This window comes from Hymenobacter sp. UV11 (genome assembly GCF_004684095.1).
In the GTDB taxonomy this organism is placed as follows: domain Bacteria; phylum Bacteroidota; class Bacteroidia; order Cytophagales; family Hymenobacteraceae; genus Hymenobacter.
This window is the reverse complement of record NZ_SRII01000004.1, coordinates 183,710-209,353: the sequence shown is the minus strand read 5'-3', so window position 1 is coordinate 209,353 and position 25,644 is coordinate 183,710. Positions and strand designations below refer to the sequence as shown.

The window sequence follows — 25,644 nt, the reverse complement described above, 5'->3', positions numbered from 1 at the left end:
GCGGCCGGCCCCGCTGCCCAGGGTAAGAACTGCCCGCAGCCTCACTAACCCGGAAAAACAGCGATTGGACAGCCCCCAAAAAACCAGCTGGCCGGCAACCGCTAAATTTGCTTAATCTGAACTGAGTTCAGTAGCAACTATGCAGCAGCAACGCACGTGGGCGAAGAATGGGGGCGCCGAGGCCAAGCGCTGGCTACGGCTGGCCGGCGCGCTGGCCAGCCTGCTGCTACCCGCCACCGCGCACGCGCAGGGGCCGCCCCTACCCCTGGCCCGCCTGGCGGTGGTGCGCGACAGCCTCGGCCGGCTGCTGGCCGCCGACCCACGGCCCGATACGCTACGGGTGGTACGCCTCAATACGCTGGCCTTTGCCCTGCGCACCAACGAGGCCCCGCAGGCGCAGCGCCTGGCTCGGCAGGCTCTGGCGCTGGCTCAGCGGCTGGGCTTTGCGCGCGGGCTGGTGGAAGCGCATTTCAACCTGGGCTATGGCTACCGGGTGCGCAACCAGTACGACTCGGCCATCTACCACAGCCAGCAGGCGCTGGCCTGGGCTACCCGCACCGGCAACCGCTACACCCAAACGCGGGCTTACTACAACCTGGCCCGCATCTATACCGAGCAGGGCAACTATGCCGCCGCCCTCGGCCCCAGCCTCGATGGGTTAACCCTGGCCCACGCCATCGCCAACCCCCGGGCCGAGCTGATACAGCTGGTGCAGGCGGGGCGCATCGAGCTGGCCCTGGACGAGGTGGCCGCAGCCCGTACTTACATAGAGCAGGCCCGCCGCTTGGTGCCGGCCGCGCACGACCCGCTGGGCACTGGCTTCGTTTATTATGGCCTCGGCGACATCAGCCGCCGGCAGGGGCAGTGGGCGGCGGCCCGCCGCTACTACATTCAAGCCCGCGCTATGTATGGGCAGGTGTATAATGAGCGCGGCCTGCTGCCCGTTGAAATAGCTATTGCCGAAATGACGGACCGCCTGGGCGAGCACGCGGCCGCCCAGCGCACCACGGCCGGCCTGCTGCGCCGCGCCCGCGCCACCGGCACGCCCGAGCAGGTAGCCCAGGCCGCGCTGCTGCTGGCCCGCACCTGGCTGCCCGCCCGGCCCGACAGCGCCCGCCGCTACGCCAGCCTAAGCCTGGCCGCCGCCCGCCCCCACCACCTGCGCCTGGAGGCCCACGACGCGGCCCAGGTGCTGGCCCAGGCCAGCGACCAGCTGGGGCAGGGCCACGCCGCCTACCAGTACCAGTTGCTGGCCAGCGACTACGCCGACAGCCTGAGCAGCGCCGACACCCGCCGCCGCCTGGCCGCCATACAAACCCGCGCCCTGCGCTCGCGCACCCATATTCAGCTCGACCTGCTGCAGCAGCAGCAGGCGGTAGAGCGCCTGCGCCACCGCCTGCAGGTAGCGGGCCTCGGGGGCCTGGTGCTGCTGGCGCTGGCGCTGGCCGGCGGGCTGCGCCTGTACTACCGCCGCCGCCAAGCCGCCCGCGAGGCGGCCCTGCGCCAGCGCCTGGCCGCCGACCTGCACGACGATGTGGGCAACCTGCTTACCCAGGTGAGCCTGCAGGCCGACCTACTGCGCGAAGCCCCCGCCACCTCACCCGAGCAGGCCGAGGACCGCTTGCAGCGCCTGAGCGCCACCAGCCGCCGGGCCACCCGCCAGATGGCCGACGTGGTGTGGGGCCTGCATACCAGCACCCTCACCCTGCCCGAGCTGCTGACCCACATGCGCGACCACGCCTACGAGGTGCTACCCCCCGCCGGCCTGGCCATCGACTTTGCCGTGGCCCCCGAGGCCGGCGCCCGGCACCCTTCGCCCCTCACCTGCCAGTATTTTTACCTCATCTATAAGGAAGCGCTGCACAATGCCGTGAAGCACGCCCGCCAGGCCACGCAGGTTACGGTGCGTGTTTTTGCCGACGGCCCCCGCCTGGGTCTGCGCGTGCAAGACGACGGGCATCCCCCCGCCGCGCCCGCGCCCGGCCGTGCCGAAGGCCACGGCCTGCGCAACATGCGCCAGCGGGCCGAGGCGCTGGGCGGCACGCTCACCCTGGCATCGGGGCCCGAAGGCTTCACGTTAGTAGCTTGGCTACCAATAGTCTAACAGGTTAGCAAGCACTAGCTAAGGGGCTTCCTGAAAACAACATCTTCATGTCATGTCGCCGCATAAGAGCGGCCGTTACTTTTGCTCTGTGCCCGCTGCTCCCTACCCCCTCGCCCTCATCGAAGACCAGGCTCCCATTCGGGAAACCCTGCACGAGTACCTGCGCGCCCAGCCCGAATTTCAGTGCGAGGTGGTGGCCGGGTCGATAGAAGAGTTTCTGGCGGCGCTGCCCGGCGCGACGGTGCCGCCGCAGCTCATTCTCTCCGATATCGGCCTGCCTGGCTGCTCGGGCATTGAGGGGCTGCCGCTCATCCTGGCGCGGCTGCCCGAAGCCCAGGTGCTGATGCTGAGCGTGTACGCCGATGCCGAGCGTGTGTACCAGGCCCTGTGTGCCGGGGCCGTGGGCTACCTGGTAAAGGACACGCCGCTGGCCCAGCTCAAGGAACACCTGCTGCAAGTGGCGGCCGGCGGCTCGCCCATGAGCCCAGGGGTGGCGCGCCACGTGGTGCGGGCTTTTCAGCGCCTCACGCAGCGGTCTGCCCCGGCCGCCAGCGAGCCCCTTACCCCCCGCGAGCTGGAGATAGTGCGCGGCATCGAGGACGGCCTCAGCTACAAGCTCATCGCCGAGCGTCTGCACATCAGCCTCGATACGGTGCGCAACCACATCCGCAGCGTGTACCGCAAGCTCCAGGTAAACTCCAAGGGCGAGCTGCTGGCCCAGGCAATGCGCCGGCGGGGGTAAGGCCCGCCCCTCGCGTCAGGCCCAGGTCGGCAGCACTACTACTTCAGCGTCAGCGAATAGGCTACTACCTCGTCAATTTGGGCGGCGGTGAGCTTTTTGGCAAAGGGGGGCATCTTACCCATGCCATTGGTAACCAAGTAGGTGCGCCCGAAGGCATTGAGGTTGCTCTTGGTCAGGTCGTGGGCGCCGTTGAGGCCGCGGCGGCCGTCCTGGCCGTGGCAGCGCACGCAGTTTTTTTGAAAAAGGAGCTGGCCGGGCGCGGGCGGCGCGGCTTGCGCTACTGGCCCTACCCCCAGCAAAACCAGCCACAGGCCGGCGGTCTTTACACGAATCATCACGGGTGCATAACACGAAAACTGCGCCGAAAGTAACGGCCACCGGCCCCGGCCTACCGGCCGCGCCGGTTTCTGCCCGACCTTTACGCTGTTTTCCTATTGTTAAAGTTGTTTTTCTTTCTTGTGCGGGTTGCTATCGTTATTAATACGTCCTGGAACATCTGGAATTTTCGGCGCGGGCTGGTGAAAGCGCTGCAAGGCGCGGGCCACGAGGTACTGGCTATTGCGCCGCCCGACGACTACTCGGCGCGCCTCGAAAGTGAGCTGGGCTGCCGCTACGTGCCCATCCGGATGGAAAACAAGGGCACCAACCCCGTGAAGGACGCGCAGCTAACGCGCCGGTTCCTGGGCATTTACAAGCGCGAGCGGCCCGATGTGGTGCTGCACTTCACCATCAAGCCCAACATCTACGGCACGCTGGCGGCGCGGCTGGCGGGCGTGCCCAGCATCAACAACGTGAGCGGGCTCGGCACGGTGTTTATCGTCGAAAACCTGGTGAGCAAGGTGGCGCGCGGGCTCTACCGGCTGGCGTTTCAGTTTCCGCACAAGGTTTTTTTTCAGAATAATGACGACCGCGAATTATTTATCCGCTACGGGCTCATCAAGCCGGCGCGCACGGGCCTGGTGCCCGGCTCGGGCGTCGATTTGGCGCGTTTCCGGCCGCAGGAGGGGGTAGGGCCGGTGCCGGGCGCGCCGTTTACGTTCCTCATGGTGGCGCGCGTGCTGTATGAGAAAGGCATTGTGGAATATTTTGAGGCGGCGCGGCAGGTGCGGGCGGCGCTGGGCGCCGGCCAGGTGCGCCTGCAGCTACTGGGCGGCCTCGACGAAGCGGGGGGGGTAGGCGTGGCCCGCACCACCTTTGAGCAGTGGCTGCAGGAGGGAAATGTGGAGTACCTGGGCACCTCCGACAACGTGGCCGAGCACCTGCACCACGCCCATTGCGTGGTGCTGCCCAGCTACCGCGAGGGCACGCCCAAAACCCTGCTCGAAGCCGCCGCCTGCGGCAAACCCCTGGTAACCACCGACGTGCCCGGCTGCCGCGAAACCGTGCAAAACGGCCGCAACGGCTACCTCTGCGAAGTGCGCTCGGCCCCCGACCTGGCCGATAAATTGCTAGCCGTGGCCCAGCTGCCCGCCGCCCGCCTCGCCGTGATGGGCCAGGCCAGCCGCCAGCTGGCCGAGGAAAAATTTGACGAGCAGCTCGTGCTGCGGCAGTACCTGGCCGCCGTGGCCGAGGCGGCACGTACTACAAGTTCCTAGTTTCTGGCTCATGGTCCAAAGCGTTTGTCATTGCGAGCTTGCGAAGCAATCGCACCTGAACGAAATCGTTCGGGCATCGTTCAGGTGCGATTGCTTCGCAGGCTCGCAATGACAAACGCTTTGGACTATAAAACCATAAATTAAAATTCAAGAAAATATGGAAGTAATTACCCATCCCCTACCCGGCCTGCTGGAGTTCCGGCCCCGCATTTTTGGTGACCCGCGCGGCGCGTTTTTCGAGTCGTTCAGCGCCCGCACCATGGAAAACCTGGGCTTACCCCGCCACCATTGGGTGCAGGACAACCAGAGCAGCTCGAAGGCCGGCACGCTGCGCGGGCTGCACTTTCAGCGCCCGCCGCACGCCCAGGCCAAGCTGGTGCGCGTGGCCCAGGGCCGCGCCCTCGACGTGGTGGTGGACCTGCGCCACCGCTCGCCCACCTTCGGCCAGCACGCCAAAGTGGAGCTGTCGGCCACGCTGGGCAACGTGTTCTACGTGCCCGAGGGCTTTGCCCACGGCTTCGTGGCGCTCGAAGACGACACGCTGTTTCTCTACAAGTGCTCGGACTACTACGCCCCGCCCGCCGAAGGCGGCCTGCTCTGGAACGACCCCGCGCTGGGCATCGACTGGGGCTTCGAAGGCGAGACTCTGGTGTCGCCCAAAGACGCGATTCTGCCCACGCTGGCCGAGCTGGAAAATCCGTTTTAGTCAATTATCAGTCATCAATTATCAGTTATCAATCGTTCAACCAGCGCTTTAATAAGCAAAGGCTGAACGATTGATAACTGATAATTGATGACTGATAATTGTCAAATGACATCTACCAGCGTTTCGAGGCCCATGCCGCGGCTGCCTTTGAGCAGCACGAGCTGACTGGCGAGCGGGTGCCGGGCCAGCCACTCGGCGGCGGCGGCTTTGGTGAGCACGTGCGCGGCGTGGGGGTAGGCGGCGGCGGCGGCCTGCATGAGCGGGCCCACCAGCAGCACCTGCGTTAGCTTGAGCGTGGCCAACAGCTCGCCCAGGGCCCAGTGCTCGGCGGTGGCGCTGTTGCCCAGTTCCAGCATATCGCCCAGGATGGCCACCCTACCCTGCCCGGTGGCCACGGGCCGCTGCGCGAAGCTGCGCAGGGCGGCGGCCATGCTGCTGGGGTTGGCATTGTAGGCATCGAGGATGAGGTCGTTGCCGCGGGCCGTACGCACGAGCTGCGAGCGGTTGTTTTGTGGGTTGTAGGCGGCCAGGGCGGCGGCAATGCGCTCGGCTGGCACCCGAAAAAATGACCCTACGGCGGCGGCGGCGGCCATATTCGGAAAATTGTAGCTGCCCGTGAGCTGGGCCGCTACCTCGGGGCCGGTGCCCAGGCGCAGGTGCAGCGCCGGCGCGGCCCCCAGCAGCGTGGCGGGGTAGGTGTCGGTGAGGCCGGGGTAGGTGGCGCGCTGCGGCACGGCGGCGGCCAGGCCGGGCAGCTTGGCGTCGAGGGTGTTTACGAAGGCTACCCCCCCGTGCTGGGCCAGGTAGTCGAACAGCTCGCCCTTGCCCTGGGCAATGCCGGCCTCGCTGCCGAAGCCTTCGAGGTGAGCCTTGCCGATGTTGGTGATGAGGCCGTGGGTGGGGGCGGCCCACTCGCAGTAGCTCGCGATTTCGCCCCGGTGGTTGGCCCCCATCTCAATCACGGCAAAGTTGTGCTCGGCCAGGCGCAGGCGCAGCAGCGTGAGCGGCACGCCAATGTGGTTGTTTAAATTACCACTGGTAGCCAGCACGTTATACTTCTGGCTTAGCACCACCGTCAGCAGCTCCTTGGTGGTGGTTTTACCGTTGGAGCCGGTCACGGCCAGCACGGGGCCCACAAAGCGGCGGCGGTGCTCCCGGGCCAGGGCTTGCAGGGCGGCCAGCGGGTCGGGGGCGTAGGTGTAGTGGGCGGGGTCGCAGGTGGCCATCACCTCATCATCGACCACGGCGTGGCGGGCACCTTTTTCAAGGGCGAGGGCGGCAAAGTCGGCGCCGCGAAAGGTGGGGCCGTTGAGGGCGAAAAACAGGGTGCCCGGCTGGGGCTGGCGCGAGTCGGTACTAACCTGGCCTTTGGCGGCGCGGTAGTGGTCGTAGAGGGTCATGGCGGAGGGCCGAGGGGGTAGGCCGGCGATGGCGCCGGGCCGGCAGTCGATTGGGGGCCGGCAACTGCAAAGTAACGGGCAATTTTTACGCCACGCCGCAAACTATGGGCGCGGGTTGCGCTGTTAGTACATCTCCTACCGCCCGTCTTTTATGCTGAACCTTTTCTCGCGCGGCGCCCTGCTGCTGGCGCTGTTAGCCGGGCTGCTGCCCGGCCGGGCCTTGGCCCAAACGCCGGGCGCGCAGTTTGGCTTTGCCTTTGGGAGCGTGGCCAGCATCGTGCAGGGCACCGACACGCTGCGCCAGGCCTGGGCGGGTGGGCTCAACACGCCGCAGTTCAGTAGCATCGACCTCAACGGCGACGGCCAGCTTGACCTCTACGCCTTCGACCGCCAGACTTCGCGCAGCTACACCTTCCTGAGCGTGGCGGGGGTAGGCGGCCGCCGCTGGCAGTACGCGCCCGACTACGAGTGGGCGTTTCCGACCGACCTCAGCGGCTGGGCGCTGCTGCGCGACTACGACTGCGACGGCCGGCCCGACTTGTTCACCTTCGCCAGCGGCGGCGACATCCGGGTGTTTCGCAACGTGGCCGACGCCCAAGGGCACGTCAGCTTTGTGCTGGCTAACAACCAGTTGAGATTCCCGATTGGCAACGGCTACATCAGCAACCTCAACATTGGCTCGTACAACCTGCCCTGTATTCAGGACGTGAACGGCGACGGGCGGCTCGATATTCTGACCTACGACTTCGTGGCCTCCACCGTGCTGGAGCTGTACCTGAACACCAGCACCGAGGCCTGCGGCGGCATCAGCTCCTTCACCCAAAGCAGCAACTACTGGGGCCAGCTCAAAGCCTGCGTGGACTGCGCCAGCTACCAGCTGCAGGGCGCGCCGGACTGCGCCCCCTTCCGCACGCTGCACAGCACCGGCCACAACGTGCTGCTGCTCGACCTCAACGGCGATGGCAAGCTCGACCTGCTCGACGGCCGCGACAACTGCCCGCTGCTCACGCGGCTGCTCAACTCGGGCACTTCGACTATCGATGCGCTGCTGGCCCCGGCGGGCGTGAGCAGCGCATTTCCGTCGGCCGCCGCGGCGGTGAATCTGCCGGTTTTTCCGGCGCCGTATTCCTTCGATGCCAACTTCGACGGCGTGCCCGACCTGGTGGTGGCGCCCGACATGACCGACAACTCGCTCGACCGGGTGAGCATGCGCCACAGCATCCGGCAGTACCAGAACGGCGCGGCCAGCGCCACGGCCGTGCCCAGCTTCAGCCTGGTGAATGATGGTTTTTTGCAAAATGACATGCTCGACGCCAGCGAGGGCGCGGTGCCGGCCTTCGGCGACATCGACGGCGACGGCCTCACCGACATGCTGGTGGGCAACCAGGCCGACCTAGTAGGCGGCTACTACCGCGCCAGTATCTACTACTACCGCAACGTGGGCACGGCGCGCCGCCCGGTGTTCCGGCTCGTGACGGAGGACTACCTGGGCCTAGCCGCCCAAGCGGCCCTTACCCCCGCCGTGGGCTTCGAGTCGCTGCGCCTGGCGCTGGCCGACCTCAACCGCGACGGCGCCCTCGACCTGGTGTATTCGGTGTATAACGGCAGCACCAACCACATCAATTATATCGTGAACACCGCCGCGGCCGGCCGGGCCGTGAGCTTCGATATTAGCAAGGCCAGCTACTTCAAGCCGCAGGGCGCGGCGGGCACCGGCGTGCTACCCGCCCGGCAGGGCGACACGCCATGCTTTTTTGATGTAGATGACGATGGCTACGTGGATATGCTACTGGGCACCAACGACCTGCCCGAGGGCGGCGGCAGCCTGCGCTACTTCCGCAACCAGGGCGCGGCGGCCGGCGGCAACCTCGACAACCTGTTTGTGCTGGCCAATAATGACTACGGCAAGCTGCTGGATGGGGGTAGCCGCCCACCCTACCTAAGCCCCGCCGTGGCCGACTTCGACGGCGACGGCACGCCCGACCTGCTGACGCTGGACGGCATTGGCACGGTGAGCTTATACAGCAATTTTCGGAGCCAGGGCAGCAATTTCATCGGCCGCACCGAGCTGTTTTACAATACGTTTAGCGGGCAGTACGAGCCGGCGCGGCTGGGCCACGGCTACGTGCTGCGCTTTGCCGCCGCCGCCGCCGACCTCAACCACGATGGCAGCCCCGAGCTCTACATCGGCACCGAAACCGGCGGCATCGTGAGCTTCGTGGGCCGCAACCCCACCGTGCTGGCCACCCGCGCCGAGGCCGCCGCCACGCTGGCCCTCAGCCTCTACCCCAACCCCGCCAGCCCGGCTGCCACCGCCACCACCGCCCAGCCTACCCGCCTGGTCCTTTTCGACCTGGCCGGCCGCCAAGTGCGCGCCGACGCCACCCTCACCCGCACCCACACCCTCGACCTTCGCGGCCTGGCTTCCGGCCTCTACGTGGTGCGCGCCACCGCCGCCGATGGCACCGCCACCAGCCAGCGCCTGGCCGTGAGCCAGTAAGCAGGGGGTAGGGCGTTGCTCAATCAGGCCAAAGGCCAGGGCAGTAACTTGTTTTTGAAGTCGCTGCTAGCCGGTTATGGTTCGGCAGCTTAACTTCCGGCTTCCAACCCGCTTCCCTGCTTTTAGGGCGTTGTATCTGCTACGAATGCGCATTGATTTTTACCGTAGTTGGCTGCTGATTTTCAGCTTGCTAATCAGTGCAGGGCCGGCCGCCGGCCAAACGCCGCCGCCGGCCGCCGCGGTCCCTACCCCCTCCCACGACTCGGCCCGCGCCGAAAGCCTGACTACCGACACGCGCTACCTGCGCCAGCTCGACTCGCTGCGCCTGCGCAACACCGACCGCCTGGCCCAGCTGCAACAAGAGCTGCTAACCCTGCGCGACCGGGACCAGGACAAGGACCACCCCCGCCGCCGCCAGCTGGAGCAGGAGCTGGCCGCCCTGCGCGCCACCGACTCGCTACGCCTGGCCCGCGCCCGCCACCACATCGACTCGCTCAAGGTGCACGCTCGCGGCTACCCGGTGAGCCCCCACGGCGACACGCTCTTCTACGTCTACACCAAGCTGGGGCCGTTTTTGCCCCGCGAGCGCGCCAACCTCATCGCCGACAAGGTGAAGCGCTTGGAAGACGATGTACTGTACGCCGCCGACTCGCTGCGCGTGTACCCCTCGGAGCAAACCGTGGATATCATGTACGGCGCCACGGTGCTCCAGAGCATTTCGGACAACGACGCGCTGTGGATGAACGTGACCCGCGACTCGCTGGCCCACCAGTACCGGCGGCGCATTGTGGCGGCCGTGGCCCAGTACAAGCAGGCCCACAGCCTCTACAATATTCTCAAGGAGGCCGGGCTGGTGCTGCTGGTGCTGGTGGCGTTTTACTTTGTGGTGCGCTTTGTCAATCAGCTATTTGGCTGGCTGAGGCGGCGGCTCACCGATAAGGAGCAGACTTGGTTTCGGGGTGTGCAGCTGGGTACGTATGAGCTGCTGACGCCCCGCCGCGGCCTCGAAGCGGCCCTGCTGCTGCTGAACGTGCTGCGCTGGGTCACCATCTTTCTCATCATCTCGCTGGTGCTGCCGCTGCTGTTCAGCATCTTCCCCGGCACCCAGGGCATGGCCGATACGCTGCTCGGCTATGTCATCACGCCACTGCGCAAGATGCTGCTGGCCCTCTGGCACTACCTGCCCGACCTCATTACTATCGTGGTCATTGTCACGGTATTCCGCTACCTGCTGCGGGGCGTGTATTTTTTGAAGGAGGAAATCCGGCAGGGCCGCCTCACCATCGACGGCTTCTACCCCGATTGGGCCAACCCCACCTACCAGATAGTGCGGGTGATGGTGTTCGCGTTTCTGCTGGTGGTCATTTTTCCGTATTTGCCGGGCTCCGACTCGCCCATTTTCAAGGGCGTGTCGGTGTTTCTGGGCTTTCTGTTCACGTTTGGGTCGGCGGGCTCTTTGTCGAATATCGTGGCCGGCTTAGTGCTCACCTACATGCGCTCGTATAAGCTGGGTGACCGCGTAAAAATCGGTGACGTGACGGGCGACATCATCGAAAAAAACCTGCTCGTGACCCGCATCCGCACCATCAAAAACGAGGAAATCACGATTCCGAATTCCTCGATAATGAGCAGCTATACTACCAATTTCAGCAACGCCGCCCCTACCCTGGGGCTGGTGCTGCACACCACCGTTACCATTGGCTACGACGTGCCCTGGCCGCAGGTGCACCAACTGCTGCTGGCCGCCGCCGCCCAGGCCGAGGGCGTGCTGCCCGAGCCCAAGCCCTTCGTGCTGCAAACCAGCCTCGACGACTTCTACGTCTCCTACCAGCTCAATGCCTACACCCGCGAGGCCAGCCGGCAGGCCGGCATCTACTCGCGCATTCACCAGCTCATTCAGGACCAGTTCAACGCGGCGGGCGTAGAGATACTATCGCCGCACTACCGCGCCGCCCGCGACGGCAACCAGACCACTATTCCGGCCCAGTACCTACCCCCCGACTACGTGGCGCCCCGCTTTGGGGTCGATAGCCGGGGGTAGGCGGGGCAAGCTAGCTAGCAGCCCGAAAGCGCGAATTCGTCGGCGTCGAGCAGGAAGGGCATCCGCTCGCGCAGCTGGCGCAGCGGCGCGGCGCGCAGCGTGTGCGTGAGTACCGTTTGCAGGTTGCCAGCCTGCGCCACGTAGTCGCCCTGCATATCGAGCAGCGCCGATTGCCCCTCGTAATCGTGGCCCAGGCCGTCGGTGCCCAAGCGGTTCACGCCGACCGTATACGCCTGGTTTTCAATAGCGCGCGCGCGCAGCAGGGCCTTCCAGATTTCGGTGCGGGGCTGGGGCCAGTTGGCCACGTACAGCAGCAGGTCGTAGGGCGCAGCGCGGGTATTGCGGCTCCACACCGGAAAGCGCAAATCGTAGCAGATGAGCGGCCGGATGCGCCAGCCGCGCCACTCTTCCAGCAGCAGGCAGTTGCCGGGCTTGTACACTTCGTGCTCGCCGGCCATCCGAAACAGGTGGCGCTTGTCGTAGCAGCTGTGCGTGCCGTCGGGCCGCACCCACAGCAGGCGGTTGAAGTAGCTGTCACCATCCTGGGTGAGCACGCTGCCCATTATCACGGCGTCGTAGTAGGCAGCCTGCGAGCACATCCAATCGAGGGTAGGGCCGGGGTAGGGCTCGGACTGCGCCTGGGCTTCCATGCTGAAGCCGGTCGTAAACATCTCGGGCAGCACAATCAAATCAGTCAGGCCAGGGCCATTCAGGGCCGAAGCTAGCAGGTCGGTGAGCAGGTCGCGGTTACCAACCGGGTTGTGCCACTGAATGGAGGTTTGGACTAAGGACACCGTTAAATCATTCATCACAAGCTTTCTAAAGGGGAAACGGATTGAAGAGGGAAAATAAAGGGACTATAGATAAGTGCTACTGGTTAGTTAGTGATTTTTAATCTATTACCTAAGCTGGCGCCGTGGGCGGCTGCGCCAGCCGCCCGGCCGCCGCCCGCAGGGTAGCCGACTCTTTGGCGAAGCAAAACCGCACCAGCCCCGGGTCGTAGCCATCGTGGTAAAACGCCGACACCGGCACCACCGCTACCCCCCACTTGCGGGCCAGCTCCTCGGCAAACGCCAGGTCGCCCTGCTGCGAAAATGCCGCGTTGCCCGCCAGCTGAAAGTAGCCGCCCGGCACAGGCAGCAGTTCCCAGCCCGTGCCCGCTAGCAGCCCCGCAAACTCGTCGCGCTTGGCCTGGTAAAACGCGGCCAGGCCGCGGGCGTGGGCGTCGGTATGGTCGGCTTCGAGCACGTCGGCCAGCGCGTGCTGGGTAGGCGTGCTCACCGCAAAGGTCACGAACTGGTGCACCCGGCGCAACTCGGCGCTGAGGGCCGCCGGAGCCAGGCAGTAGCCCACCTTCCAACCCGTGGCGTGGTAGGTTTTGCCAAACGAGGAGAGCACGAAGCTGCGCGCCCATAGCGCCGGATGCTGGCGCGCACTGAGCGGCGGCACGCCGTCAAACACCAGGTGCTCATATACTTCATCGGATAAAACCAGGATATCGGTGCCCTCCGTGAGGTCGGCCAGCGCCTGCCAGTCGGCCGCACTGAACACGGCCCCGCTGGGGTTGTGCGGCGAGTTGACGAGGATGAGCCGGGTGCGCGGGCTCACGGCCGCCCGCACCGCGTCCCAGTCGGGCCGGAAGTGAGGGGTAGGGAGGCGCACGTAGCGCGGCACGCCGCCTTGCAGCCGCACGGCCGGCCCATACAGGTCGTAGGCTGGCTCCAGAATAATAACCTCATCGCCGGGCCGCACCACGGCCGCCAGCACGCCATACAGCGCCTCAGTGGCCCCGGCCGTGATAGTCACTTCCAGGTCCGCATTGGGGCGCGGCGCGTCGGGCTGCAAGCGGGCCACCTGCGCCGCAATGGCCTGGCGCAGGCGCGGCAGGCCGGGCATGGGCGCGTACTGGTGGCTGCCGGGCGCCAGCGCGTGCCGGGCCAGCGCCTCGCGCAGGGCCAGCGGCGGGTCGTAGTCCGGAAAGCCCTGGGCCAGGTTGAGGGCATTCGTTTGCTGGGCCAGCAGCGTCATTTGGCTAAAAATACTCACGCCCACATCGGGCAGCTTGGAAGAAAGCATAACGCGGGCGAACGGCGGCAAATCGGGGCCGAAAGTACGGGCGGGGCCACATCAAAAAGCCCCGCTGACCTACGCCAACGGGGCTTTCTACCAAAAAAGTACAGCGCGGCAATTTACATAGCCGGCAGATTGGCCTTCAAATCTTGCGGAAACAGCTTGCGCACGTGGGCCACCTTGTGCTCCGACACGTTGATAATGTACGGGTTATCGGGGTTGAGGCGGTAGTAGCCCTGGTGGTAGCCCTCGGCGGGCCAAAACTCCTTGAGCGGCGCCACCTGGGTCACAATTTTGCCATCGTACTGCTTCGATGCGTTGACTTTGGCAATAGTTTCGTCCAGCACTTTCTTTTCCTCCGGCGTGCGGTAGAAGGCGGCCGAGCGGTACTCGGGGCCGCTGTCGGGTCCCTGGCGGTTGAGCTGCGTGGGGTCGTGGCTGGCGGTAAAGAAGATGTCGGCCAGCGTTTTATAGCTCACCACTTTGGGGTCGTAGTAGATGTTCACCGTTTCGGTATGGCCGGTTTGTTGGCCGCATACCTGCTCGTAGCTGGGGTGGGGCACGGTGCCGCCGGCGTAGCCGCTCACCACCTGCTTCACGCCCTTTATCTGCTCAAACGCCTCCTCCTGCGCCCAGAAGCAGCCGCCCGCGAAGGTAGCCTGAGCCAGACCCGTGAGGTCTTTGGGCGCGAAGCCGGCCGTGGAAGGAGGCGTGCTGCCCCCGCCAGCAGCTTGCGCTTGCGCAGGTTGCTGCGAGCCGCAGGCCGCGAGGGCCAGCAGGCCAAGGCCAGAAACGGCCGACAAAATCTTAGTCATGAGTTGCAAGAGAATAGGGTCTGATGGGTTTTATACGCTAGACGTACCGCCACCGGATTCCTTACAAACACCAACGGCCGGCGGGTGGTTCGCCAATCCCCTACCCCCCCGCCAGCCCTTTAAGCTCCTGCAGTTTGAGCAGCGCCTCGATGGGCGTCAGGGTATTGATATCCAACCCGGCCAGCAGCTCGCGCAGGCGCTCTAGGGCCGGGTCGCTGGGCTCAAACATGCTGAGCTGAATCTTGGGCGCAGTGGCCACGGCGGTGGTGGCGCGGGGCCGCGGCTGGGCAGCTTTAGCCAGTTCCCTACCCCCCTCAGTCCCATCGAGGCCAGCCAGCACGTCGTCAAACTCAGTGGGGGTAGTGGGGTCCACGGCGTCGGAGAGGCCGGCGCTGGCGCGCTCCTGCTCCAGGTGGTGCATGATTTCGTTGGCCCGCAGCACCACGGCGGGCGGCATGCCGGCCATGCGCGCCACGTGGATGCCGAACGAATGCTCGGAGCCGCCCGGCCGCAGCTTGCGCAGGAACAGCACGCGGCCGTCGGCCTCCTGCACGGCCACGTGGTAGTTACGTACGCGGGGGCAGTCGTCGGCTAGCTGGTTCAGCTCGTGGTAGTGGGTGGCAAACAGCGTTTTAGCCCGCGCCTTGGGGTTGTTGTGCAGGTGCTCCACAATGGCCCAGGCAATGCTGATGCCGTCGTAGGTGCTGGTGCCGCGCCCGATTTCATCCATCAGCACCAGGCTGCGCTCCGAGAGATTGTTCAAGATGGAGGCCGTTTCGGTCATCTCTACCATGAAGGTGCTTTCGCCCTTACTCAGGTTGTCGGAGGCGCCCACGCGAGTAAAAATCTTGTCGATAATGCCGATGGTGGCCGCCTCGGCCGGCACGAACGAGCCAATCTGGGCCAGCAAAACTATCAGCGCGGTCTGGCGCAGCAGAGCCGACTTGCCGGCCATGTTAGGCCCCGTTATCACTACGATTTGCTGGTCGTCCTGGCTCAGACACAGGTCGTTGGGGATGTAGCTTTCGCCGGGCGGCAGCTGGCGCTCAATCACCGGGTGGCGTCCGCCCTTGATATCGAGGGTAGGGCCGTCGTTCACCACGGGCCGGGCGTAGCGGTACTGCCGCGCCGTGGCCGCAAACGAGCCCAGGCAATCGAGCACGCCGATGGCGCGGGCATTCTGCTGCACCTGGCTCACAAAGTCGAGCGCCGCCAGCATCACCTCCTGGTAAATGCGGCTCTCGATGACAAATAATTGCTCCTCGGCATTGAGAATCTTCTCCTCGTAGGTCTTCAATTCCTCGGTCACGTAGCGCTCGGCATTCACCAGCGTTTGCTTGCGAATCCAGGCGGCGGGCACCTTGTTTTTGTGGGCGTTGCTGACTTCGAGGTAGTAGCCAAACACCTTGTTATAAGCTATTTTCAGCGATGAAATGCCGGTAGTAGCCTGCTCGCGCTGCTGCATCTTGAGCAGGAAATCCTTACCCGAAAACGCCAGGGCGCGCAGCTCGTCCAACTCGGCGTCGATGCCATCCATGATGACGTGGCCCTGGTTGGTGAGCAGCGGCGCATCGGGTCGGATTTTGGACTGAATCTCGGTGCGCAGCGTGGTGCAGGGGTTGAGCTGGTCGGCCAGCTTTTCGAGGGCGCGCACGCCCGAGCCGGCCAGCTTCTCGCGCAGCGGCGCGATGCTTTCCAGCGCCCGCGCCAGCTGCAGCAACTCGCGTGGATTCACGCGGCGCACCGCCACTTTGGAGATAAGGCGCTCCAGGTCATTGATGGCGCGCAGGTGGCTCTGCACTTCCTCTAGTAGCTCGGGGTCGGCCACGAGGGCCGCCACGGTGTCGAGGCGGCGCTGAATCTGGCTGACTTCCTTGAGTGGCAGCACCACCCACTTGCGCAGCAGGCGGGCGCCCATCGGCGTCAGAGTCTGGTCCAGGATGTCAATCAGCGGCACGCCGCCGGGGTGCTGGGCCTGCACCAGCTCCAGGTTGCGCACCGTGAAGCGGTCGAGCCACACGTATTTGTCTTCTTCGAGCCGGCCCAGACTGGCAACGTGCTGAATATCCGAGTGTTTGGTTTCGGCCAGGTAGTGCAGGATGCAGCCGGCCGCAATCACGCCTTCCTTCAAATTATCGACCCCGAAGCCCTTGAGTGAGGTGGTGCGGAAATGCCGCGTGAGCGTGTCGTGAGCATAATCGGCCCCGAAAACCCACTCATCGAGCGCATAGGTGCAGAAATCGGGGCCAAACTCGCCCTCAAACTCGGCCCGGTTGCGCTTGCAGAATAGCACCTCGGCGGGCCGGAAGTTTTGCAGCAGCTTGCCCAGGTAGTCGAGGGTGCCCTGCGCGGCCAGAAACTCGCCGGTGCTGATGTCCAGAAACGAGATGCCGGCCTCCGTTTTGCCGAAGTGCACGGCAGCGAGGTAGTTGTTCTGGCGGCGCTCCAGGGTGTTGTCGTGCATGCTCACGCCGGGCGTCACGAGCTCCGTTATCCCTCTCTTCACCAGGCCTTTAGCCTGCTTGGGGTCTTCGAGCTGGTCGCAGATGGCCACCCGCTGGCCGGCACGCACCAGCTTGGGCAAATACGTGTCGAGGGCGTGGTGCGGAAAGCCGGCCAGCGCCACCTCGCTCACGGTGCCCGCCCCGCGCTTGGTGAGCGTGATGTCGAGAATGCGCGCCGCCGTCACGGCGTCTTCGCCGAAGGTCTCGTAAAAATCGCCCACCCGAAACAGCAGCACCGCGCCGGGATGCTGCTGCTTGAGCTGGTAGTACTGCTTCATCAAGGGCGTGTCGTAGGCCGGGACGGGCGCAATGTGGTCGGGCCCCAGCTGCTTGATGGCGAACTTGGGCTTGGCGGCGGGGGTAGGGGCGGTGGACAAGGCAGGAGCGCGAACTTTGGGGCTCGCAGTAATAATCAGTTAACTAAAATAGAACCGTCTGTCATTGCGAGCCTGCGAAGCAATCGCACCCGCACGACTTGTTCTGGTGCGATTGCTTCGCAGGCTCGCAATGACAGACGATTATTGGCTTTTTCAAAAATTCAAAACCTCTTTGGCGAGCTGCAAAGTTCGCCCGCCCTACCCCATGCGCAAACTCACGATGACGGAGCTAAACCGCTTGCCGGTGGCCGATTTCAAAGCTACCCCCAAAAGCCCGGTGGTGCTGGTGCTCGACAACGTGCGCAGCCTGCACAACGTGGGCGCCGTGTTTCGGACGGCCGATGCCTTTGCGCTCGAAAAGATTTACCTCTGCGGCGTGACGGGCCAGCCGCCGCACCGCGAAATCACCAAAACGGCCCTGGGCAGCACCGAATCGGTGGCTTGGGCGCACGTAGCCACCACCTTAGCCGCGGCTACCGAACTAAAAGCTGCGGGCTACCAGTTGGTGGCCGTAGAGCAAACCACGGGCTCGATACCGCTGCCGCAGTTTCGGCCGGTACTGGGCCGGCCACTCGCCTTGGTGCTTGGCAATGAGGTATTTGGCGTAGACGACGACGTGCTGGCGCTGTGCGAGGCGGCCGTCGAGATTCCGCAGCTTGGCACCAAGCACTCGCTCAATGTGAGCGTAGCGGCGGGGGTAGTGCTGTGGGATGTGCTCAGCAAACTCGCTGTTTTCGGGGCTTAGAGCAGTTTCGAGGTCACTGCGTAGGCCGGGCAGTAGCGCAAACTTTGTAGTTCGCGCTACTATTCACTGACCCTGAAACCGCTTTAGCACTCACTCAATCAATCAGTTTCGGCAACGATGAAGACTTTTGTGCTGCTTCATTTGGTGCTTTGCCGCATGTGATTATCTTTGAAGCAACGCTACTTTTTATTGATTTTTTTCTATTTTTAGTTGCTTATGAAGTCGCATTTTACGCTTGCGGGATGCCATGCATTGGCCCTGGCCGCAGCCCTGGCACTTCCGGGCCTGGCCATGGCGCAGACGCCCCCGGCCAAGGCACTGGCTGCCTTCGCTACCACGGCCAGAACTCAAGGGCTAAATCCTGCTGATGCAGCAGCTCCATTCGTTACCAGCTCCTATCTCGACGCCAGCACGGGCCTCACCCACACGTACTTGCAGCAGCAGGTGAATGGCCTGGCCGTGTTCAACGCCACCGGCGCCGTGCACACCGATGCCGCGGGCAAAGTGGTATTCGCTACCCAGGACTTTGTGGCCAATGCCACCGCTAAGGCCGGCAGCCCTACCCCCACCCTCACGCCCGAGCAGGCCGTGACGGCCGCCGCCGTGAGCCTGGGCCTGCCGCGCCCCGTGGCCCTGCGCACCGTGGTCGAAGCCCGGGTGGCCGACGGCGTACTATTCAACAACGGCGGCATCTCGCAGGAGAATATTCCGGTGCGGCTGCTCTACACGCGCCAGGGTGACAAGCTGGTGCTGGTGTGGAATGTGACCATCGCGCAGCTTGACCAGCAGCATGTGTGGCTGGCTCAGGTAGATGCCCAAACTGGCCGCCTTGCAGGAAAAACTGACCAAGTAGTGCATGAGCTGACCTCCTTTAGCGAGCTGGCGCAACGCCAGCAGCAGCGGGCCATTACTAAAGCGGCGGCTACGCTGGCGGCCCCCGCCGCCGTGCGCAATATACTGAGCCCCAACGCGGCGGGCAGCCTCACGGTGTTTCCGGTGCCGCTGGAGTCGCCCGACTCGGGGCCCCGGCAGGTGGTGCCGCTGGCGAGCGCCAACCCCACGTATTCGCCCTACGGCTGGCAGGTGAGCCTGGCGCCGAGCGGCACGTTTCCCAACTCGTATTCCCTGGCATCGAGCGGCAAGTTTTTGACCCGCGGCAACAACGTGGCCGCTTACGATGACAATAGCAACACCGTAAGCGGCGGGGGCAATGCCAACTACGCTTCGCCTACCAGCTCGCCCGATGGTGGCTCGACGTTGAATTTCGACTTTCCCTTTGTGCAAGCCAATGGGGCGCGGGCCAATCTAAATGCCGCCGTTACCAACCTGTTCTATTGGAACAACATCAACCACGACGTGATGATGGCGCATGGCTTTGATGAGGTATCGGGCAATTTTCAGTACAAGAACGCCACCGGTACGGGGGCGGGTGTCGACCCCGTGCGGGCCGAAGCGCAAGATGGCAGTGGCCGCGACAATGCCAATTTCTACCCCCCTGCCGATGGCCAGAGTGGCGTGATGCAAATGTATTTGTTTGACAACACGCTGAGCAACAACCTTGTCATTACGGGGCCGGCCACCGTAGCCGGAGGCTACAGGTTTGCGTCGGTGAGCTTTGGGCCCAGCATTGCCAAAAAGCCCCTGGCGGGCAAACTGGTGCTGGTCAACGATGGCGTATCAGCCGATGGGGGCGACCACGGGTGCGCTTCCCCGTACCTGAATGCGGCCACGGTGGCCGGCAATATTGCTTTTATTCAGCGCGGGGGCTGCCAGCAGCTCACCAGTCTCAACCCACGCGCCAACAATCAGTTTGCGCCCAAAGTGAAGCGCGCCCAGGCCAACGGCGCTACGGCCGTTATTGTATTTGACTCGCTGGCTACCACTAATTTAGTTAGCTTTGGGGGCACCGACACGGTGGGCATCCGGATTCCGGCCATCTTCATCAGCGGCGCCGATGGCTTTAAGCTCCGAGCCGCTTTGTTGGCGGGGGGTAACCTGACCGCGTCGGCAGTGCTCGGGGCCGACTACGATGGCTCGTTCGACAATACGACGGTATCGCACGAATACGGCCACGGCGTAAGCACGCGCCTCACCGGCGGCCCGGCCAACTCTAACTGCCTGAACAGCAGCATGGGCTCGCAGTCGATGGGTGAAGGGTGGAGCGACTTCTTTGCCCTCTGGATAACGACCCGCGCGGGGGATGTAGGGAGTACACCTCGCTACAACGGCAGCTACCTGGCCAACGCTTCCTATGGTTCGGCGGGTTATCTGGGGGTACCGGGCTTTCGCCGCAAAGCCTACTCTACCGATTTTGCCATCAATTCTTATACTTATGCCCAGCTTGGCACTGGTACGGGCCAGTATAGCGAAACCCACGATGTGGGAGAAGTGTGGACCACCGTGCTCTGGGACTTGAACTGGCAGTTCATTTACCGGTACGGCTTCAATGCTGATTTCCAGACTCCTACTACCGGTGGCAACAACAAGATGCTGAAGCTGGTGCTCGACGGCTGCAAGCTGCAAGTGTGCAACCCCGGCTTCCTGGATGGCCGCGATGCGCTGCTGCGGGCCGATACGCTCACCAATCGCGCCGCCAACGCCGACATTATCTGGAACGCGTTTGCCCGCCGCGGCATGGGCTACAGCGCCGTGCAGGGCGACCGCGCGAACGGCATTCAGCAGGTAACGGGCATCAAAGAAGCATTTGACCTGCCGCCCAACGTGCAGGTAGTGGCCCTGGCCACCCAAAGCGGCGCTACCATGAGCAACGCCCTCGAAGCCTTCCCCAACCCGGCCCAGGGCCTGCTCACCGTGCGCACCCAGCTCAGCAGCGCCGCCCCCATGCAGGTAGCCGTGCTCGACCTGCTGGGCAAGATGGTGCTGCAAGCCACCGCACCCGCCGCCCAAATGCAGCAAGCCGGCATTGAGCTGAACACCAGCCGCCTGGCCACCGGCCTCTACATCGTGCGCGTGACCACCACGGCCGGCACCTACACCACCAAGGTCACCATTCAGCGCTAAGCCCGCTGGCGGCCTTTTCACCAAAAAAGCCCGGCTTCGGCCGGGCTTTTTTTAAGTGCGTACTACGCAGGACTATGACTACCCCTACCCCCCTACTCCGGCCCGATGCGGCCCTGCTGGCGCTGCGCCCCGCCATTGCCGGCCAGCCCGCCGCCATCCCTACCCCCACCACGGTGGCCGACTTCCAGCACCAGGTATTGCGCCCGGTCCTCAAGCTGCAACACGACGTGTTGCGGGCCACGGTAGCCGACTTTGCGGCCGACTACCGCCTGCCGCTGGCCGGCGCCGCCCCCACCGAGCAGCAGCGCCTGCTGGGCGAGCTACTGGCCCGCAATGCCCGCCTGCGCGCCACCATCACGGGCCTGGTGGTAGGCCTGTTCACCACCGAAGAGCTGGCTTTCTACCGCGAAAATCGCGCGGAGCTAAACCGCCGCCTGCTCGACCTGGCCGAGCAGCGGGTAGTAGGCTAATCAAACGGTGAGTCGCGCAGGTGCACGGGCGCTTTGGCTTTGCGGCGCAGGCGCATGTTGAGCACCTCCACTGCCAGCGAGAAGGCCATAGCGAAGTAGAGGTAGCCTTTTTCGACCTCCTTGTGGGTGGCTTCCATCACCAGCATGAAGCCAATCATGATGAGAAACGACAGCGCCAGCATCTTGATGGTGGGGTTGCGGTTTACGAAGTCGGCCACGGCGCCGCTGAAAGCCAGCATGATGCCCATGGCGCAGATAACGGCCGCAATCATCACCAGCACGTTGTCGACGAGGCCCACCGCCGTCAGGATGGAGTCGAAGCTGAACACAATATCAATCACGATAATCTGCATGATGATGGCCGGCAGCTTAGCGTGCGTTTTGTCAATCGTTTCGTCTTCTTCCTCGCCTTGCAGCTTGGTATGAATCTCGGTAGTGCTCTTGTAAATCAGGAATAAGCCACCGGCCAGCAAAATCAGGTCGCGCCCGCTCACGCCAAAGTTTTCGACCAGCGGCGGCACGTTGAGCGTGAACAGCGCCGCGCGCAGGCTCACAATCCAGGAAATGCTCAGCAGCAACCCAATGCGGAACAGCAGCGCCAGCAGCAGGCCAATAGTGCGGCCACGGGCCTGCTCGCTGGGCGCCAGCCGGTTGACGATGATAGAGATGAAGATGATGTTATCAATCCCCAGCACGATTTCCATTACCGTGAGGGTGAGCAAGCTAACCCAGGTCTGAACCTGCGAGAAGGCGGCGAAGTGCTCGGCAGAAAAAGCGGCAAAAGGTGACAAATGAAACGAGTTATGAGTTGAAAATTATGAGTTATGAGTTGAAAAGGAGCATGAGCAAGCCGAGCCGAGCCGACTCATAATTCATAACTTTTAACTCACAATTGGCGCAGCCTTAGCTTTTCATGTTCACAAACTGGAGCGGCTGGCCATTGTCGGTGTGGCGCAGCAGCGAGATAACGGCCTGCAGGTCATCGATTTTTTTGGCCGTCACCCGAATCTGGTCGTCCTGCATCTGGGCTTCAACTTTTATCTTGCTATCCTTGATGGCTTTGATGATTTTGCGGCCCGCGTCCTTGTCCACGCCGGCGCGCACCTTCACGGTTTTTTTCACGAGTGCGCCGCTGGCCTGCTCCTCGGCCGTGAAGTCGAGGGCCGTGCCGTCGATGCCCTGCTTCACGATGCGCGTGAGCAGAATATCTTCCAGGGCCTTGATGCGCATGGAGTTTTCGGAGCTGAGCAGCACCGTATTACCCTTCTTATCCAGCTCGATACCGCCCTTGGTATCGCGCAGGTCGTAGCGGGTAGCCAGGTCTTTTTTGGCGGTATTGATGGCGTTTTCCAGCGTTTGGGGGTCCACTTTGCTGACGATATCGAAGGAGGGCATGGAATAAAGCAGGGAAAGAGTGAAGCCGCTGCCGCAGGCCCCAGGGCAGTTGGCGGCAGCTGATAGGTTGATGTGGACAAAGGTAGGGGCTAGGCTCTGGCAGCTTTGCGTTGCATCTTCGCCGGCGCGCCCACGCTTCCGCCTGGGCCTTCGTGGCTTGCCCTACCCCCCTTATGTCTTCCCCTCCCACCGATTGGCCCGCCCTGGTAGCGCGCTACAACCAAATCAACCTGTATGGCCAGGCCAATGGCATGGTGCTGACCGTGCCTGCCCCCGGCCAGGCCGAGTACCGCATGGCCATCGGGGAGGCGCACTTGTCGTCGCCGGGCACGGCGCACGGCGGGGTGCTGGCCGGCCTGCTCGACGCCGCGCTGGGCGCGGCGGCCCTCACTCAGGCCTTCACGGAGGGCGACCTGGTATCAACTATCGAATTCAAAATCAACTACCTGCGTTCCGTGCTGCTGGGCGATGAGCTACGGGCCGTGGCCCAGGTCGAGCACGTTGGCAAATCCATCGTCGTCGTGAGTGGCACTATTTACCGGGCCAGCGCCGACGGCACCGAGCAGGCGGTGGCGCAAGGCCTCGGCACCTTCAACCGCTACCCGGCCTCGAAGCGCCAGCTGTGAAAAAAGGAGGGGTAGGGAGGCCACGCTACTACCCAATAGCGTGGCCTCCCTACCCCTTCTCTTTTACGTAAACTTGGCTAACTACAGTACGGCACCAACGGACTGCGCCGCCGCGGTGCTGGGCTCATAGTCACCATCTTCGTCGCCGTTCAGGTTGGGCGCGGCTACTTTGCGCACGTTGCGGGCACAGTCTTCGTCGCGGTGGTTGCGGCCCACCGTGAACTCCACCCAATCGCCCTCACGTAGGTCGTTGAAGTCACCTTCCGACAAGTCGGCATAGCTGAAAAACAAGTTGTTAGGCGGCATCACCACGAAGCCGAAGCCGTTCTTCAGGTTCTTGATGGTGCTGATGCCTACGGTGCCGACCGGACCGGCGGCGGTGGGGCCAGTGGGCCGCGCGGCGGCGGCCGCTCTGGCAGCGTTGGCCGCCAGGGCCGCCGGCGAGGCCGTGGGGTAGGTCTGCGTAGTGCTGTGGCCGTTGGTGGCCGCAGGGGCGGGCATCGTGGCAAAAGCCGCGGGCTCGCTCTGGGTCACGAACATATTCTCCACTACTTCGTCCTGCTCCTGCAAGCCGCGGTCGATAACGGCGTGCATGGCAACGGGGTAGGTAGCCTGCTCCAGCAGGTGCTGCGAAGCGCGGGTTACACGGGTCTCGCCCTTGAAATCTTCATATTTGAAGTCCCAGTTGAGGAGCATCACGCGGGTGCCCACCGTGTTGAGCTTGCGGATGAGCGGCACGTAGTCCGAATCACCCGCGATGAGCACCACCACGTCGAGGGTTTTGTGCAGCGCCATTTCCAGCGCTTCGAGGCTGAGCCACACGTCGATACCTTTCTCCTGCAGGCGGCCGTCGCGGGTTTTCAAGGGCATGTAGTGCGTGCACACGCCCAGGTTCATCAGGATATCGTCAAGCAGGCGGTCGTGAAAGAGCCGGTCCTTGTCACGGGCTTCGGTAGCCGATAGCCGGCCCCGGAAAAAATGAGAGGTAGTAATCTGGGCTAGGCGAACATCGACATCTTCCTCCTCAGCTACTTGATGCCGAATAAACTCGTGCAAGCCTTCGAGGCTGATACGGGCTTTGCGCTCATGCTGGAAATAGTAATAATCACTAATTTTAAGGAAATAATTGCCGTCGTAAAACACGCCGACCCGGATGAGCGGACTATTCATCTGGTTCATAATAAATCTGGAACGTTGGTGGGGGTAAAAATTTAAGAATTGGGTAGCAGTTGAAATAGCGCCCGCTAGCGAATAGTTTAGCGAGCTAACACATTAAAAATCAGCGAAAGGCACGGCGCACGGTAGCAAACCGGAGTTAATACTATAATTCACGTTAGGATACATTACCGCCGCTCCGCCACTCGCTCCGATGCGAAGCTAAGAAAGGACCGCGGCATCCACAACTAATTCCTGCTAAAACCCTATCTTACCGATTACCAAGCCCAGTACCAGGAGGCCATAGCCCAAGCAAATGGTTGCCTCCAGCACGTTGCCCGCCTTAGAGCCCGTGCTGAGCAGCGGAATCTTGAAGCTGAAGTCGGTGAGGGGTAGCAGCCAGCGCACGCCCGACTTGGTGAGCGTGTCGGCCAGCAGGTGCGAGGCGTAGCCGGCCCCCGCGTAGTGCGCAATGCCGCGCCAGCCCAGGCTGTGGTTGGCCAGGTAGCCGATGTAGGTCCAGAGCGCGGTGGCCCAGATAGTGTGCGTCCAGGAGCGGTGCGCCGTGAAGGGCGCCAGCGCGATAAACGTGCCCAGCAGGCTTAGCCACAAAAACTGGCTATAGAGGCCCGCCAGCACCGTGCCCAGCCCCGTAAACAGCAGCGCCAGCCGGCGCGCCGAGCCGCCCTGCAAGGCCACGCCCAGCAGCCCAAATGCCAGGGCGGCCGTGTAGCTCAGGCGCTGGTCGGCCCCCGGCTTCAATTGAAAATAGGCGTAGGCCGCCAGGCCCAGCGCCGCCGCCCCAAAGGCCCAGCGCACGTAGCCGTGCGTGAAGCCCAGCCGATGGCTGAGCTTGCTTTCGGGGTGGTCGAGGTCGGGGGCGAGGGCCGAAAAGCCGGCCAAAGCAATGCCGGCCAGTGAAAACGGAATACCGGGCACGAGGCCGGCCACCGCCACGCCCGTGATGAGGCCGATGGCCAGGTGAGCAGAACCGCGCAAGTAACTTAGGCCGTGGGGTTTTCGAGGTTGTTCAGGCGGCCTTGGTGGCTACGGAGCTGGTCGTCGTGCTCCAGCAAGCGGTTGAGAAACGGGTCTAGCATCCGCTGGATGCCGACAAGGAGTCGGTCGGTATTCTCACGATTCTCTTCGCGGGTAAGCCGCATCTCTGTCTCCAGATTCTCCACTCGACGGTCGAGACGGTCAATTCGGCCATTTAAGGCACTCAGCTCGGCGCGCACTTCGTGCATCTCAATAATCAACTCTGATACTACTTCGGGCAGGTCACGCGGATTCATAAAATAAACTACTAAAATTCTTGGCCCAAGTTACGGAGGAAACTTTCGGAGCTTTGTAGTGGTATTGACTGAGCGCCTAGCCC

At 63.6% G+C, this 25,644-nt stretch carries 21 protein-coding genes; 10 read left to right on the top strand and 11 right to left on the bottom strand.

Going from position 1 to position 25,644, the window contains the following annotated elements:
• Window positions 1-139: 139 nt before the first annotated feature.
• Complete coding sequence (locus E4631_RS08345; RefSeq protein WP_133659644.1) at window positions 140-2,104, top strand: tetratricopeptide repeat protein; 1,965 nt, start codon at window positions 140-142, stop codon at window positions 2,102-2,104.
• An 88-nt stretch (window positions 2,105-2,192) separates the two neighbouring features.
• Window positions 2,193-2,846: a response regulator transcription factor gene (locus tag E4631_RS08340; protein WP_166648246.1), complete on the top strand. Its 654-nt coding sequence runs from the start codon at window positions 2,193-2,195 to the stop codon at window positions 2,844-2,846.
• A gap of 38 nt (window positions 2,847-2,884) precedes the next feature.
• Here E4631_RS08340 and E4631_RS08335 read toward each other — a convergent pair whose 3' ends face one another.
• Window positions 2,885-3,181, bottom strand: a complete 297-nt coding sequence (locus E4631_RS08335) for a cytochrome c (RefSeq protein ID WP_240734799.1) — start codon at window positions 3,179-3,181, stop codon at window positions 2,885-2,887.
• Between the two features lie 108 nt (window positions 3,182-3,289).
• Between E4631_RS08335 and E4631_RS08330 the strand changes: the two genes are divergently transcribed.
• Both E4631_RS08330 and rfbC read left to right on the top strand, forming a co-directional pair.
• Complete coding sequence (locus E4631_RS08330) at window positions 3,290-4,441, top strand: glycosyltransferase family 4 protein (protein ID WP_240734767.1); 1,152 nt, start codon at window positions 3,290-3,292, stop codon at window positions 4,439-4,441.
• Window positions 4,442-4,598: 157 nt separating this feature from the next.
• Entirely contained in the window at window positions 4,599-5,147 is a 549-nt protein-coding gene (rfbC, locus tag E4631_RS08325; protein ID WP_133659641.1) for a dTDP-4-dehydrorhamnose 3,5-epimerase, read from the top strand.
• A 101-nt stretch (window positions 5,148-5,248) separates the two neighbouring features.
• On the opposite strand, the gene murF is transcribed toward rfbC, so the two are convergent.
• On the bottom strand, window positions 5,249-6,547 hold the full coding sequence (gene murF, locus E4631_RS08320) for a UDP-N-acetylmuramoyl-tripeptide--D-alanyl-D-alanine ligase (protein WP_133659640.1): 1,299 nt from the start codon (window positions 6,545-6,547) through the stop codon (window positions 5,249-5,251).
• A gap of 151 nt (window positions 6,548-6,698) precedes the next feature.
• Here murF and E4631_RS08315 point away from each other — a divergent pair, with 151 nt between their 5' ends.
• Together E4631_RS08315 and E4631_RS08310 are read left to right on the top strand one after the other, a co-directional pair.
• Window positions 6,699-9,047, top strand: a complete 2,349-nt coding sequence (locus E4631_RS08315) for a T9SS type A sorting domain-containing protein (protein WP_133659639.1) — start codon at window positions 6,699-6,701, stop codon at window positions 9,045-9,047.
• Window positions 9,048-9,192: 145 nt separating this feature from the next.
• The gene (locus E4631_RS08310; RefSeq protein ID WP_133659638.1) at window positions 9,193-11,088 is read left to right on the top strand and encodes a mechanosensitive ion channel family protein; all 1,896 of its coding nucleotides are present in this window, start codon (window positions 9,193-9,195) and stop codon (window positions 11,086-11,088) included.
• A gap of 14 nt (window positions 11,089-11,102) precedes the next feature.
• Here E4631_RS08310 and E4631_RS08305 read toward each other — a convergent pair whose 3' ends face one another.
• The 4 genes from E4631_RS08305 to mutS form a co-directional block, all read right to left on the bottom strand.
• Window positions 11,103-11,897 (bottom strand): amidohydrolase, encoded by a 795-nt coding sequence (locus E4631_RS08305; RefSeq protein WP_133659762.1) that lies wholly within the window; start codon window positions 11,895-11,897, stop codon window positions 11,103-11,105.
• Between the two features lie 94 nt (window positions 11,898-11,991).
• Window positions 11,992-13,164: a methionine aminotransferase gene (locus E4631_RS08300; RefSeq protein ID WP_133659637.1), complete on the bottom strand. Its 1,173-nt coding sequence runs from the start codon at window positions 13,162-13,164 to the stop codon at window positions 11,992-11,994.
• A 113-nt stretch (window positions 13,165-13,277) separates the two neighbouring features.
• Entirely contained in the window at window positions 13,278-13,973 is a 696-nt protein-coding gene (gene msrA / locus E4631_RS08295) for a peptide-methionine (S)-S-oxide reductase MsrA (RefSeq protein WP_133659636.1), read from the bottom strand.
• A gap of 100 nt (window positions 13,974-14,073) precedes the next feature.
• On the bottom strand, window positions 14,074-16,755 hold the full coding sequence (gene mutS / locus E4631_RS08290) for a DNA mismatch repair protein MutS (RefSeq protein ID WP_133659761.1): 2,682 nt from the start codon (window positions 16,753-16,755) through the stop codon (window positions 14,074-14,076).
• Window positions 16,756-17,059: 304 nt separating this feature from the next.
• Here mutS and E4631_RS08285 point away from each other — a divergent pair, with 304 nt between their 5' ends.
• The 3 genes from E4631_RS08285 (at window position 17,060) to E4631_RS08275 (ending at window position 21,090) form a co-directional block, all read left to right on the top strand.
• A complete protein-coding gene (locus E4631_RS08285) occupies window positions 17,060-17,599 on the top strand; it encodes an RNA methyltransferase (RefSeq protein WP_133659635.1) in 540 nt (179 codons plus the stop codon).
• 291 nt (window positions 17,600-17,890) lie between these two features.
• Window positions 17,891-20,620: a M36 family metallopeptidase gene (locus tag E4631_RS08280; protein ID WP_166648245.1), complete on the top strand. Its 2,730-nt coding sequence runs from the start codon at window positions 17,891-17,893 to the stop codon at window positions 20,618-20,620.
• Between the two features lie 74 nt (window positions 20,621-20,694).
• Window positions 20,695-21,090 carry a hypothetical protein gene (locus E4631_RS08275; protein WP_133659633.1) on the top strand — a complete coding sequence of 132 codons (396 nt, stop codon included), beginning with the start codon at window positions 20,695-20,697 and terminating at the stop codon, window positions 21,088-21,090.
• On the opposite strand, the gene E4631_RS08270 is transcribed toward E4631_RS08275, so the two are convergent.
• Window positions 21,087-21,881, bottom strand: a complete 795-nt coding sequence (locus E4631_RS08270) for a TerC family protein (protein WP_262709787.1) — start codon at window positions 21,879-21,881, stop codon at window positions 21,087-21,089. The genes E4631_RS08275 and E4631_RS08270 overlap by 4 nt on opposite strands.
• 112 nt (window positions 21,882-21,993) lie before the next feature.
• Window positions 21,994-22,485, bottom strand: coding sequence for a YajQ family cyclic di-GMP-binding protein (locus E4631_RS08265; protein ID WP_133659632.1), 492 nt, complete (start codon window positions 22,483-22,485; stop codon window positions 21,994-21,996).
• 173 nt (window positions 22,486-22,658) lie between these two features.
• Here E4631_RS08265 and E4631_RS08260 point away from each other — a divergent pair, with 173 nt between their 5' ends.
• On the top strand, window positions 22,659-23,111 hold the full coding sequence (locus tag E4631_RS08260; RefSeq protein ID WP_133659631.1) for a PaaI family thioesterase: 453 nt from the start codon (window positions 22,659-22,661) through the stop codon (window positions 23,109-23,111).
• Window positions 23,112-23,192: 81 nt separating this feature from the next.
• Here E4631_RS08260 and E4631_RS08255 read toward each other — a convergent pair whose 3' ends face one another.
• The 3 genes from E4631_RS08255 to E4631_RS08245 all read right to left on the bottom strand — a co-directional run bounded on the left by E4631_RS08255 (window position 23,193) and on the right by E4631_RS08245 (window position 25,561).
• Window positions 23,193-24,281, bottom strand: a complete 1,089-nt coding sequence (locus tag E4631_RS08255; protein WP_317129125.1) for an NYN domain-containing protein — start codon at window positions 24,279-24,281, stop codon at window positions 23,193-23,195.
• 243 nt (window positions 24,282-24,524) lie between these two features.
• Window positions 24,525-25,265 (bottom strand): metal-dependent hydrolase, encoded by a 741-nt coding sequence (locus E4631_RS08250; RefSeq protein WP_133659629.1) that lies wholly within the window; start codon window positions 25,263-25,265, stop codon window positions 24,525-24,527.
• 5 nt (window positions 25,266-25,270) lie between these two features.
• Window positions 25,271-25,561 carry a hypothetical protein gene (locus E4631_RS08245; protein WP_133659628.1) on the bottom strand — a complete coding sequence of 97 codons (291 nt, stop codon included), beginning with the start codon at window positions 25,559-25,561 and terminating at the stop codon, window positions 25,271-25,273.
• Between the last annotated feature and the right edge of the window lie 83 nt (window positions 25,562-25,644).